This window comes from Streptomyces sp. HNM0575, from assembly GCF_012726265.1.
In the GTDB taxonomy this organism is placed as follows: Bacteria; Actinomycetota; Actinomycetes; order Streptomycetales; family Streptomycetaceae; genus Streptomyces.
Genome location: NZ_JAASAG010000004.1, coordinates 345,164 through 357,655, shown reverse-complemented (window position 1 = coordinate 357,655; position 12,492 = coordinate 345,164). Strand labels below are relative to the sequence as shown.

Sequence of the window (12,492 nt, the reverse complement as noted above, 5' to 3'; positions counted from 1 at the left end):
CGGACCGGTGACGCCGCGCAGGTGGCGAGCGGTCACGGCGCCGGACCGCTCGCCGGCGCCAGCCGCCCACCGGGCCCTGTCCACGGGGGACGTGGCCCCCGGGTCCGGCGCCTACCGGGTCCCCACCGCCGCTCGAACGGCCCGCCGCGCGAGCCCGCAGTCGTCGTGCAGCCGCCGCAGCAGCAGCCGTTGGTGCTCGCCGGTGGCCATGGCGCCGGGGCGCTCGGGGCCGCCGCCCGGGGGAGCGACGGGGGCAGGGTCCTTTATCGTGCGCTGGATCGCGGTCTCGTACGTACGGATCTCCCGCGTCAGCACCAGCATCAGATTCACCAGGAACGCGTCACGCGCCGCCGTGCCCTGTGCCTGGGCGAGCTGGCTGATGTGGCGCCGGGCCATGGGTGCGTCGCCGAGCACCACCCACAGCGTCGCCAGGTCGTACCCGGGCAGATACCAGCCCGCGTACTCCCAGTCGACCAGCGCGGGGCCCGCGGGTGCGAGCAGCACGTTGGTCAGCAGGGCGTCGCCGTGGCAGAACTGCCAGGGCGTGCCGCCGGTGCCGGGCGCCTGTGCGGCGTGCGCCTTGGCGACGCCGTGCAGCAGCGTCTGAAGATCCCCCAGGTCGCGGTCCGTCAGCAGGCCCTGCTCATGGCACCGGGCGAGCCGGGCCGGATAGTCGATGGGCCGCGGGAACGAACCCGGCGGCGGCTGCCAGAAGTTGACCTTGCACAGCGCGCCCAGCGCGGCACGCAGATCCGCACGGGGCGGGGTGTCCAGCAGATGGCGCCGTAACGCCGCCACACGGCCGGGCATGCGCTCGATCACCAGCACGCACTCGTCGGGATCGGCGGCCACCAGCCTCGGTACGCGCACCGGGGGCCGGTGGCGTACGAAGGCGCGGTAGGACGCTATTTCGTGCCGGAACCGCTCGACGGACGAAGCGGCCTTGTCCACAAGGCACTTGGCGACGACGGCGTTGCGCCCCGCGGTCCCCGACACCAGCACGGAGCGGCCGGCGCGGCGCAGTACCTGCACGGGATGGAACTCCGGGCAGATCCGGTGGACGGAGGCGATGGCCGCGCGCAGCTGCGCACCGTGTGGGCCGGACAAGTCCAGTCTCCCGGTTACGGATTGGGAACCGGCGCCGGCCGGGAGCCGCTGCGCCGCGGTGCCGCCCCGTGGGACGGACGTCCGCGTCGCGGAGGGAGCCGCGGCGGCGACTCCGCCCGTACCGGCGCCGTAAGGCGGGGTGCCGAGCGGCCGGAGAGGTGCGGACACGGCGGACGTCGCTGGATGCATGGTGAGCAGAGTCCCTTCGTACGCCCGGCGGGTCGCGCCCCGGGAGGCCCCGCCCGGTGCCGCTGTCCGCACCCTGGGGAGTGCGGGACCGCACCGGACGGAGCCGAGTGGGTGGCGCGTTCCTACAGGACACCCGCGTGCGGGTGGCACACCATCTGGCGGACCCTGGCGAACCCTGGCGAATCCTCGCAGGGCAGTTGAGCGGGGGTTACTGTCAACTAAGCCGAGAACCTGGGGGCTTGACGTGACCAAGGGACCCAACACCCGTCTCGCGGACCTTTTCGGCCTCGCCGGATGGTCCAAGGGCGAACTCGCGCGGCTGGTCAACCGGCAGTCCGTGGCCATGGGCCACGCACAGCTGTCGACCGACACCTCGCGGGTGCGGCGTTGGATCGACACGGGGGAGACCCCGCGCGATCCGGTGCCGAAGGTGCTGGCCGCCCTGTTCACCGAGCGACTCGGCCGTGTCGTTACCATCGAGGACCTCGGGTTCAGCAGGCCGGGCCAGTCGGCCGGACGGCAGCAGTCCGGACTCGACGGGCTGCCATGGGCGCCCGACCGCACAGCCGAGGTCCTCACCGAATTCACGGGAATGGACCTCATGCTCAACCGACGCGGCTTGGTGGGCGCGGGTGCCGCGCTCACCGCAGGATCGGCACTCAGCAGTGCCATGTACGACTGGCTCCGCGGCGACACGGGTTCCGCCGCCGGCATTCTCCACTCCGGTCACCCCGCCCATCCGGGAGCCCCGGTCCACGCGGACCAGGCGGCCATCGACAGGTACGACGCGGCCCCGGTGGGCTCGCAGGAGATCGAGGCCCTGGAGCACTCGGTCGAGGTCTTCCGCGCCTGGGACGCCGCACGCGGCGGCGGACTCCAGCGCAAGGCGGTCGTCGGCCAGCTCAACGAGGTGGGCGGCATGCTCTCCTACCGCCATCCCGACCGTCTCCAGCGGCGGTTGTGGGGCGTCGCGGCGAACCTCGCCGTACTGGCGGGCTGGATGTCGCACGACGTCGGCCTGGAGCCCACGGCACAGAAGTACTTCGTCATCGCGGCACACGCCGCACGCGAGGGCGGCGACCGGCCGAGGGCGGGCGAGGCCCTCTCCCGCGCCGCGCGCCAGATGGTGCACCTCGGCCGACCCGACGACGCGCTCGACCTGATGAAGCTGGCGCGGGCCGGCTCCGGCGAGGAGACCCTGCCGCGCACGCGGGCGATGCTGCACACCATCGAGGCGTGGGCACAGGCGTCGATGGGCCGCGGGCAGGCGATGCGGCGCACCCTCGGCGAGGCGGAGGAGCTCTTCGCCTCCGACAACGGCGATGTGCCGCCCCCGAGTTGGATGCAGATGTTCGACGAGGCCGACCTGCACGGCATGCAGGCGCTGGCCTTCCGTACGCTCGCCGAACACGATCCCTCGGCGGCCAGGGTGGCGGAGGGGCACGCCAAGCGGGCGCTCGAACTCCGCGCGGAGGAGCGTCAGCGGTCGAAGATCTTCGACTGGATCTCCCTCGCCTCGGCCTACTTCATCGCCGACGAACCCGAACAGGCCGACCGCTACGCCCGTCTCGCGCTCGTCAGCATCGGCGAGAACTCCTCGCATCGCACCTGGGACCGGCTGCGCGAGATGTACCGGCTCACCGGCCAGTACGCCGGTCACGGCCCCGTCGAGGACCTGCGGGAGGAGATCCAGCACGCGCTGCCGAGGAAGCCGAAGCCGCCGAAGCTCTCGGGGGAGCCCAAGCCGGCCCGGCTGCCCGGGGGCAGGGGGCTGCGCTCGGTGTGAGCGTCAGCAATCCCCGGGCGGGCCGGGCCGGTTGGGGGACCGGGAGGTGCGTGCCGCACCGGCCGCGGGTGCCCCGCGGTCAGGCGGCGGGCGGCCGGTGTGCGGCGGTGCTCCGGGCCTGACCTGCCCGCACGCGCGGCGGCATGACCAGCGCGACGGGCGGGGGCGGCAGCCGTACGCGGGTCGGCGGGCCGGCGGGCCGGCGGGCCGCTCAGCGGTGCAGATAGCGTTCCGCCACGACCGTCGGGTACTCCACGGGCGTTCCGCTCGATACCGACCACGCGAGCCGTATGTACTGCGCGTGCGTCCACGCCAGCGGCGTCGCCGACGCCGTGCCTTTGCCGGACTGCTCGCGCGGCACCGGCGGCCGGTCGTCCCACACCTGCTCGGGCAGCATCAGGGTCTCGCCGGCCGTACGGGCGATGTCGCGCAGCCGTCCGGCCGCCGACTGCCTGTCGCCACGCAGGAGTTCGTACTCGCCGCGCTCGCCGGAGAAGATCGGCCACACGCGGCCGTACGTCGTCTTCACCTCGGGGCGATCGACGATCCACGGTTCGCCGTCGGGCTGTTCGCCGTAGCCGTCGCCGCTGTAACGGTGCCAGTGCCGGCCTGAGGGCGTGTCCACCGCGAGTTCACGGTCGACGACGGCGAGGGAGTTGCGGATCACCGGGTCGTCGGCGGGCTTGATTCCGAGCCGCACCAGCTCCAGGAAGCCGGCGTCGACGACGGTGCGCTGGTCGGCCTTGCCCTCGTTGTTGTTGCCGAGTTCGTACTCCGTGCCGGCGTTCGGCCTGCCGTCCTTGGTGAGCCGCAGATAGTAGGGCTCGGAGGAGTGCGGGCCGTTGGTGCTCACGGTCCAGCCGTCCACCGAGTCCCGCCATTCGTCGGCGACCTTCAGGTACTTGGCGGCGTCGGCGGCCTGGCCGCCGCGCTGCATCAGGTCCGCGAGACAGACCAGGGCGGCGATCGCGGAGGCGATGGTGGAGGGCGAGTATCCGCTCTGCTCCTCCCACCTCTCCTGCGGGCTGAACGGCGCCCTGTACCCTTCCTCGCTCTTGAACTTCAGGATGAAGTCCGCCCCTCGCCGCAGATGCTCCAGCGTCTTCGCGTCGTGCCGGTCGAGCATCCAGGCGAGCAGCATCGGCGCCGAAGTCTCGTCGAGCTGGGTGTTCGTCCAGAACGGTGTGCCGTCCACCTTGTGGTTCTGCGACCAGTGCCCGTCCTCCAGCTGGCTGCGCAGCAGATGGTCCATCGCCCGGTCCGCCGCGTCGTGGTCGCCGGCCGCGAGCAGACCCGTGCCGATGTGGTAGAGGTCGCGGGCCCACACCAGGTGGTACGAGCCGGTCTCCGGCGCTATGTGACGGTCGGTGCCGAAGGCCCACGGCATCGAGGGCGAGGCGATGAACGCGCCGGGGTTGAGCTTGTCCTCGCTCGCGGCGAGCATCACGACGGACGCGGTGTAAAGGGCACGGTCGGCGGGCGTGCGCAGACTCCCGGGCGCATCGGACAGCTTGGCGAGATAGCCGGTCCAGCCGCGTTCGTACGCGCACGAGGCGGCCTCGAAGCCCTCCCGCAGCGAGCGCCGTGCCGTCCTGACCGCGTCCGCGGCCTTCGCGCCGAAGCCGAGCACCACGGTCTCCCGGGTGCGGGCGCATCCGTCCACGTGGAGCCGGCCGGCCTGTACGACGTTGCCTGGGCCGGCGGTCGCGTAGTGGTGCTTCAACCTGCCGTGGTTCGCGGACAGTTCGCTCCAGCCGTCGTTGACGCCGAGGTAGCCGACGGTGGACTCGGCGAACCCGTCCCCGGCCACCAGCGCGCTCGCCGCGTGCTTGTCCTTCGCGACGAGCGCACCGTCCTGCGGGAACGCGCTGTCGTCGTTGCCCTCGCCGGACAGCGACGGGTCGTGCAGTACGAACACCTGGAGCGGAGCGCCCGTCTCGGAGCGCACCTCGACGTCGACGAGGACGCTCGCGCGGCGCGGGTCGGTCACGTACCGGGTCACCGCGCACCAGCCCGTGCCCCTGCTCGTGATCCGGTAGCTCGGGGCGCCGCCCTGCCCGCACAGCTCGGTGCGGGCCTCGCCGTCGCTGAGCCGCTCGACGAAGGAGCTGCCGTCGGTGATCACCAGCTGGGTCTGGCGGCTGGCCGGAGTGCTCAGGTCCGGGTAGTACGTCTCGCTCATCCGGCCGCCCTGCAAGGTGAACCACACGTGGCTCTCCCTGGTGCGGGAGGTGCCGAAGCCCGTCTTGTCGGCGGGGGCGAAGGCCGCGTCGGCCCCCGGACCGCCGGGGGCCCGGCCGGACGCACCGGCGGTTCCGTCGGTTCCGGCGCTCGCACCGCTCTCGGCTGCCCTCGCCATGCCCGCGAGCGGTACGGGTGCGGCGATCGCCGAGGCGCCGACGAGCGCTGCTCGCAGGAAGTTCCGGCGGGAGTTCGTACGCACGCATCCTCCAGTTGAGGAAAGGAACGGAGCGGGCCGGAGGGGCCGCGCCTCGGGTTCACCTCACCGATGAGTTCACCACGTGAAGCCGCTTCGCCCGGCGGCCACGTCTCGGGTGAGCGAAAGCTTTGCGGCGGAGAAACGTGACGTCAAGAGAGAGTGTTGCGACTCCAAGAAATGAACGCACACGGGGGTTTTCCTCCGCGTCGTCCTACATGTGGCACTACGGCCGCGATCTCAACGGGCGTGCGGGGAAAAGGAGTTGAGGGACCGGGGCCGGGGCCGGGACAGGGACCGGGACCCGGACAGGGGCAGTGACCGGGACCGGGCTCCGGGCCGTGCCGTCAGCCGCTCACCCTCGCGACCAGTACGCAGGCGTCGCTCTGGCGCTCCCCGCCGCCGAACTCCTCGACGACCGCGCGCACGCACTCCTGCGCCGAGCGCGCCTGCGCGAAGCGCGGCGCGAGATCCAGCAGCCGGCCGGGCGCCGTGCCCTGCGGGCCGGCGGGGGCGTCCGGCCGCCCGGCGTACGGCTCCAGTCCGTCGGTGTGCAGCACCAACACGTCGCCGGGGCACAGCACTTCGGTGCTCTCGCCGTATGCGGCCCCGGAGGCGGCGCCCAGCAGCACGCCCTGCGGTGGGTGCAGAGTACGGGCCGCGGTGCCGCGGAAGACCACGGGTGCCGGATGTCCGGCCTGCGACCAGACGAGGGTGCGCCCGCTCGGCTCGTACCGGCAGCACACCGCGCTGCCCAGGGCGGGCTGCGCGGAGGCGTCCAGCAGCTGGTTGAGATGCCCCATCAGGGCGCCGGGACCGAGCCCGGCGAAGGCCATGCCGCGCACCGCGCCCAGCAGCATCGCCATCCCCGAGGCCGCGGCCACACCGTGCCCGGTGAGGTCGCCCGCGGAGAGGAGGGTGGCGCCGTCGGGCAGCTCCAGCGCGTCGTACCAGTCGCCGCCGATCAGCGTGCTCGCGGCGGACGGCAGATAGTGCGACGCGATGTCGAGGGCACCTCCGGCGTCCTCGCCGCCCGCCCGGCCGGTCCCGTCCGGGATGCGCTGGGGGCCGCGCCACGGGGGGAGCAGGGACTCCTGGAGCTCGGCGGCGATGCGGCGCTCCGCGAGTGCGGCGTCGGCTTCGGTGCCGGGGCCGGTGCCGGTGCCGGTGGCGGGGTCGCGCTGCCGGTCGTGGCGGGGCTCGTGGTGGCGGTCCGGTTGCCGGCGGGGCGCCGCCTGCTCACGGCCGGTGCCCTGCTCGCTCCGCTCGCGGACCACGCCCGCCCGCATCTCGCGCACGGCGAGCTCGCTGCGGCGCAGGTCGCTCACGTCGCGGACGACCGCCCACATCGACGCGGTGCCGCCCTGGCCGTCGAGCACCGGCTCGCCGAGGAGATGGAGGGTGCGCACGGCGCCGTCCGTGCGCATGATCCGGAACTCCTGGTCTATGGGCCTGCCGTCCACCAGACAGTCCGTCACGGCCGCGGCCAGCGGCGGCTGGTCGTCGGGGAGCACCCATGAGGGCAGCTCGTCCAGGGAGAGGGGGCCGTCCTCCGCCGTGCGCCCGAAGAGCGCGTACAGCTCCTGGGACCAGGAGACCTCGTCGGTCAGCAGGTTCCACTCGGCGCTTCCCGCCCTGCTGGTCAGTGCGGTGGGCGCCGCCGGTCCGTACGCGGCGGTGGAGGGGCCCGCGGTCGGGTCCACGGCCGGGTCCGTGGCCGGGTCCGTGGCCGGGTCCGTGGCCGGGTCCGTGACGGTGCCGGCGGTGCTCTCCGGGTGCGTCCCCGGGCCGTTTGCCCCCGGCCGTGCGAGCCCGGCGGCGCGCAGCTGCCCGAGGTGCTCACCGAGATCGTCGAGCTGGTGCGCTGCGAGGTCGCACAGGGCGCGCTGCCAGCGCCGGGCCGGGTCCTCCGCGCCGCGCTCCTCCCCGTCGGCGTCCTCCGCCTCGCGCGGACGCACCGCGTCGATGCCGCCGCGAAGGTGCCGCGCCTGTGTGATCAGGTCGTCCAGCACACTGTCTCCGGGGGGCTGGGAGGCCTGGCGGTCCGCATCGGTGTGGGAGGGCATCGAGATCTCCGGATACGGGAAGTGAGGGCTCGGTTACGACTGTTGCACAGCGCGCGACCGGCCGTAAGTGGTTTGGCGATACCCAATCCGGTGGTGCCGACGGCACATTTCGCCCACGTCCGCCGCTGTACGGGGCCCGTACGGGGCGGCTCCACGGAGCGCTTCGGCGGCGCCGTGAGGGGTGCTGTCCGGGGGCTGTCCGAGGTGCCGTGCCCGCCGTCACCCGTCGAGGGCGCCGTCGCCCGTCCCCGTACCGGCGGGTGGACGGGGCGGTGACGGACGGTAGGCTCCGGCCCCTGTACGGCCGCTCCGGACATTCCGCTTGTCCGCCGCTGCGACCCCAGGAGTAGAACGACGCCTACGGGCAAGGATGCTGGTCAACGGAAATCCCGTTGCCAGCCGAACACCCCGCACCGGATGCTGACCCTTATGTTCGTCGATTCCGTCGATTCAGACATAGCGCCCAGCGGCACGCTGCTCGGCCTCCTTCAGAGGGGCCGCGGCGACGGCACGCTGCACGCGCTCGCGGCGCCGCGCTCCGAGGCGCTGGCCGCGCTGAGGCAGTGCGTGCTCCACGACGCACGGCGGGACTGGCAGATCGAGCACCGTTCCCTTTACTACGCGCGGCTCCACATGGAGCTCGACGCCTCGCTCGACGACATCGAGGAACATCTCTTCTCTCCCGAGGACGCCCTTCCCGGGGCGGACGTGGAAGCCCGTACCGGTCTGGCCCTGTCCGTGCTGGGCCACCTCGCCTCGTATGAGAACGCCGCCGCGGCCGAGCTGCTGCGCCGGTACGCCACCTCGGGCGCCAACTGGCAGTGGGCGCTCGACGAACTCGCCGTCCGCGACGAGGACTTCGCGCTGCGCGGCCTGGGTCCCGCCGTGCTGGCCCGCTTCCCGCGGACCCCGGAGGGCGACGCCGAGCTCGCCGCCGCGGCGCGCGACGCCTTCGAGCCGCGCCCCTGGCGGCTGTGGGCCGAGGACCCGGACCGGCCGGAGCAGGCCGAGCGGCTGCGGCGGGTGCGCGAGCACGGCTGCTTCGACCGCTGGCAGCGCCAGCTGCGCTCCGACGGCCCCCGGCCGGGCTGGAGCGTGCGCGAAGTCCTCGAATGGGCCCAGGACGGGTACGAACAGCATCCGCGCGTGCCGCGCGAGTCGGCCGCCGCCCGGTGCCTCTCCGCGGTCGCCGGCCCGGAGGACCGCGAGGAACTGCTCGCCGCGGCCCGCGGCCCGCGCGAGGCCGCCCGCGCGGCGGCACTGCGCCACCTCGCCGACCGCGGCGACCCCGCGGCTCTCGACCTTCTCGAACTGGCCGCGGCCGACCCCTGCGAGACGGTCTCCACTGCGGCGCTGTGCGCGTTCGCGCGGATGCGCAGCACTGCCGCGATCGTCCGCGCCCGGCAGTGGGCCGCCGCACCCGAGGGGTCGCTGCCCGCGCCGCTGGCGACGGCGGCCGCCGAGATGCTGGCCTGCTGCGGGGGAGTCCAGGACGCCGCGGCCGTGCTGAGCGCGCTGCGCCGCACCGTACGGAGGGAGGGCCCGGACAGCGACGCGCTGTGGCCGCTGGTGGACGGCGTGGGAAGGCTCGGCGTCGACAGCGCGGCGCCCGTGCTGCGGCACATCTACCGCGAGACGGCCTCTTCCGAGCTGCGCGGCCGGGCGGCCGGCGCCCTCGCCCTGACCGATCCGTCGTTCCCCGCGGGCTTCGCCGTCGAGTGCCTGTGGGACTGCGAGGAGACGACCCGCGCCCTCGCTGCGGAATACGCCGCCACCGGGGACGAACGGGTCGTCGAGCGGCTGCGGCGGCTCGCCGCCGATCCCGCGGAGGAGGCGGGCGTGCAGAGCGCGGTGCGCGGCAGGCTCAGCCCGGAAGGCGGCCGCTGAGAGCGGCCGTTGAAGCGGCCGTTGAGGGTAGCTGTCTCAAGCGCGGGGGCTGAGAACGGCCGTTGACAGAGGCCGTTGGGGGCGGCTGTTGAGGGTGGGCGTTGAGCGCGATCGGCCGGAGGCCGAGGCGGCCCGTCCCGGTACGGGCGTACGGTCGGCGCCCCGGGTGGAGCCGCGCCGCGTGAACTTCCGCCGGGCGGCGCGCCGTCGGAGCCGCGCGCTGGTCACGTAAGCGACATCAAGGGCCGTTACGGGCGTTGTCGGTGCCAGCGCATAGTGTGTGCGTCGTGACTGAGCACGCCCCGCCGATCCTCCCGTCCCCTGCTCCCGGCCCCGCGGCCGACGAGGGGCTGGCGCGGCGGCTGCGCGCCCTGGCCTGCACGGCTCCGCTGCACGACCTGGACGTGCGCAAGGCCAACCTCGCGGGGGAGTACGGCACTTACGCCATGGCGGAGGTGGCCCTCAGCGCCATCGATCTCGTCACCCTGCAAATGGACTTCGACACCGGCGCCGACCACGAGGACGTCGTGGCGAGGCTGTTGCCCCGCGTCGCCGCCCAGGCGCCGTCGCGTGCCGCCGCGGAGCACGAGCGCGTCGCCCGCTGGGTGCTGGAGAACCTGCTGAACGTCGGCAGCGTCGACCGCGGATTCCGCGCGGTGTACGGCACGTTCGGGCCGGAGGGCTCCTATGTGCGCAGGGACTACGACTTCAAGCTCATCGAGGAGGTCCCCGGCCCCGGCGGCAGCGTCTATCTGCGCACCACGGACGAGGCGGTCAACGTCCTGGTCGGCGCCCTCGACACGGACGTCACCAGCGCCCAGATCGCGGCCGAGGTCAAGCTGGAGGTCCTCATCAGCCGCGGGCGCCTCGCCGACGCCCAGCTCGCGGCCGAGCAGGCCCGCTACCGCACCGTGCAGTACGCCGAGACGCTGCGCCGCACCCTGGAGGCCACGCGCCGGGACGTGCGCGCCGTGGACTGGCTGCGCGGCGTCCCCGACATGATCACCGAGGCCCTCGACCACGTCGCGGAGCGCTACCGCCATGAGAACGCCATCCTCACCAACATCCGCCGCGCCCGCGACGATGCGGCGTCCGAGCGCGGCCCCGACCACAAGCGCCGCGCGGCCGAGCTCGTCGACATCGTCAAGGACTGCATCCGCCGCCACACCCAGCTCCAGTCGCGGCTGCTGGCGGCCGGGCCGCTCTTCCGCGCCGAGCAGGACCGCCAGGCGTTCGCGCCGCCCGCGGCCCGTGCCGGTCTCGATCTGTACGGGCAACTGCTGGCGCCGCTGCTGCCGTTGCCCGTGGAGCGTGCCGGAGCGGTGACCGACGCGTTCTTCGCCCGGGGCGCGGGTCTGCGCACCCCCGGCGCCGTACGGCTGGCGGACCTGACGGAGATGCTGCTGACTCCTCCGGCGCCGCGCGAGCATCTCGGCGCGGAGATGCCGGAGCCCGATCTGATCGCCACCCCCGACGACAGCAGGTTCAGCGAGGAGCAGCTCGAATCGGCGATGGAGCTGCTGGATCTGCCCGCCGACGCTCCGCGCAGGCTCTCCGGCCTGATCTCCGACGCACGGCGCCTCGACCCCGAACTCCCTTATCTGGTCTCCCTGCTGGCGGTGCACGCGGCGAGTCCGCCGGTGGGCACGGCCTACCGGCAGGGCGAGCGGAGACTGCTGTTCGCCGTGGACGACGGTGAGGAGCTGGAGGACGAGGAGTTCGGGGGAGCGGATTTGATCGTGGGCACCGCACGGCTGGACGCCGCGGCGATGGCGTCCGGCCGCGAGGGCCGGGACGGCGAGCGCCACGACGGTCACGAGGGCGCGGCATGAGGCACCCGACCGCGACGTGTGACAGCCATGGCGGTCACGGCCGCCTCCGCCGCCGTCCCCGCGTCCCCGCCGCCGCTGTCGCCACCGGCCCGAGGGCGCCCGGGAGTTGGCGTGCGCGGCGGCGAACGGCGTGGCGACGGGAGGCGGTTCGACTCGGGGAGCGTTGTCGTATGCCGGTCCGCCGACTTCCGTCCCTTCCGGTATCCGACCCCGAGGCGCAGGAGTGAGGCAGCAGTGACCGAACACCCCGACGAGAGCGCCGGTTCCGCCGCCGCGTTCCCCGCCCCCGCCCCCGCCTCTGTCGCCACGGAGGACGGCGTACAGGGCGAGACCTCCCCGGCCCGTGCGGCCCAGGCGGCCGTCACCCCCGCGGACACCGCCGACGCCGCGCGCCTTGTCTCCTTCGGGCTCCATCCCAAGCTGCTCCCGGCCAGGGACGCCGAGTACGCGTCGCTGCTGCGGCGTTACCGCGACGAGCCCGCTTTCGCCCGCCTCGCCGACGCCGTCGCCACCGGCCTGGGCCTGGTCGTGCTGGAGGTCTCCACCCGGGCGGGGATGGCCCTGGCCGCCGACGAGGACTCGGTGTTCGCCGTCCGCATGGGCGACTACGCGCGGCGCGCCACCGCGGACTCCGCGGACCGTTTCCTGCACGGCCTCGCGCATCTGGCCGTCGCGGCCATGGCCTTCCCGCGCCCCGAAGACCTCGCCGACGACGCGTACATCGGCCGCATCACGGTCAACGGCGTGGACTCGTTCGTACGGCAGGCGTGCCGGCGGCTGGCGGAGCGTGCCGAGGAGGCGGGGGAGAATCCCGACCCGGCCACGGACGCCCCCGGCCTGGAGGCCGCCTGGCGGGTCTACGCACGGCGCAGCGCCACCGGGGCCACCAAGGACGCCCGCAGGCTGGCCGGTTCGACGACCGGCATCATCGGCAAGGCCGTCGCCTTCCTCGTCGACTCCGGTTTCCTTCAACGTACGGGCGACGACGCCGGGGGCACCTACCGCACCACCGCCCGCTATCAGCTCCAGGTCCGCGACATGGCGGGCAGCGCCGCCATGTCGGAGCTGCTGGAGCTGGGCGTCGTCCCCGTCAGCGACGGAAGCGCGACGCTCGTCCCGCCCGCCGACGGCGAGGAGTTGGAGATCGCGGGCGACGCCGCGCTTCCCTTCCATTCCTGACCGGACCCG

7 protein-coding genes are annotated in these 12,492 nt (G+C 73.8%); 4 read left to right on the top strand and 3 right to left on the bottom strand.

What is annotated here, in order from left to right; translation table 11 throughout:
* Window positions 1-111: 111 nt before the first annotated feature.
* Complete coding sequence (locus HCC61_RS12805; protein WP_169135508.1) at window positions 112-1,296, bottom strand: aminoglycoside phosphotransferase family protein; 1,185 nt, start codon at window positions 1,294-1,296, stop codon at window positions 112-114.
* A 244-nt stretch (window positions 1,297-1,540) separates the two neighbouring features.
* On the opposite strand from HCC61_RS12805, the gene HCC61_RS12800 reads away from it, so the two are divergent.
* Entirely contained in the window at window positions 1,541-3,082 is a 1,542-nt protein-coding gene (locus HCC61_RS12800; RefSeq protein ID WP_169135507.1) for a hypothetical protein, read from the top strand.
* 211 nt (window positions 3,083-3,293) lie between these two features.
* Here HCC61_RS12800 and HCC61_RS12795 read toward each other — a convergent pair whose 3' ends face one another.
* Entirely contained in the window at window positions 3,294-5,525 is a 2,232-nt protein-coding gene (locus HCC61_RS12795) for a glycoside hydrolase family 15 protein (protein WP_206322399.1), read from the bottom strand.
* 341 nt (window positions 5,526-5,866) lie between these two features.
* Complete coding sequence (locus HCC61_RS30675) at window positions 5,867-7,585, bottom strand: SpoIIE family protein phosphatase (protein WP_169135506.1); 1,719 nt, start codon at window positions 7,583-7,585, stop codon at window positions 5,867-5,869.
* Window positions 7,586-8,014: 429 nt separating this feature from the next.
* On the opposite strand from HCC61_RS30675, the gene HCC61_RS12785 reads away from it, so the two are divergent.
* From HCC61_RS12785 to HCC61_RS12775, 3 genes are all read left to right on the top strand, one after another.
* Window positions 8,015-9,472, top strand: coding sequence for a HEAT repeat domain-containing protein (locus HCC61_RS12785; protein WP_169135505.1), 1,458 nt, complete (start codon window positions 8,015-8,017; stop codon window positions 9,470-9,472).
* A 287-nt stretch (window positions 9,473-9,759) separates the two neighbouring features.
* Window positions 9,760-11,304 carry a hypothetical protein gene (locus HCC61_RS12780; RefSeq protein WP_169135504.1) on the top strand — a complete coding sequence of 515 codons (1,545 nt, stop codon included), beginning with the start codon at window positions 9,760-9,762 and terminating at the stop codon, window positions 11,302-11,304.
* 234 nt (window positions 11,305-11,538) lie between these two features.
* Window positions 11,539-12,483 (top strand): hypothetical protein, encoded by a 945-nt coding sequence (locus tag HCC61_RS12775; RefSeq protein ID WP_169135503.1) that lies wholly within the window; start codon window positions 11,539-11,541, stop codon window positions 12,481-12,483.
* Window positions 12,484-12,492 lie beyond the last annotated feature (9 nt).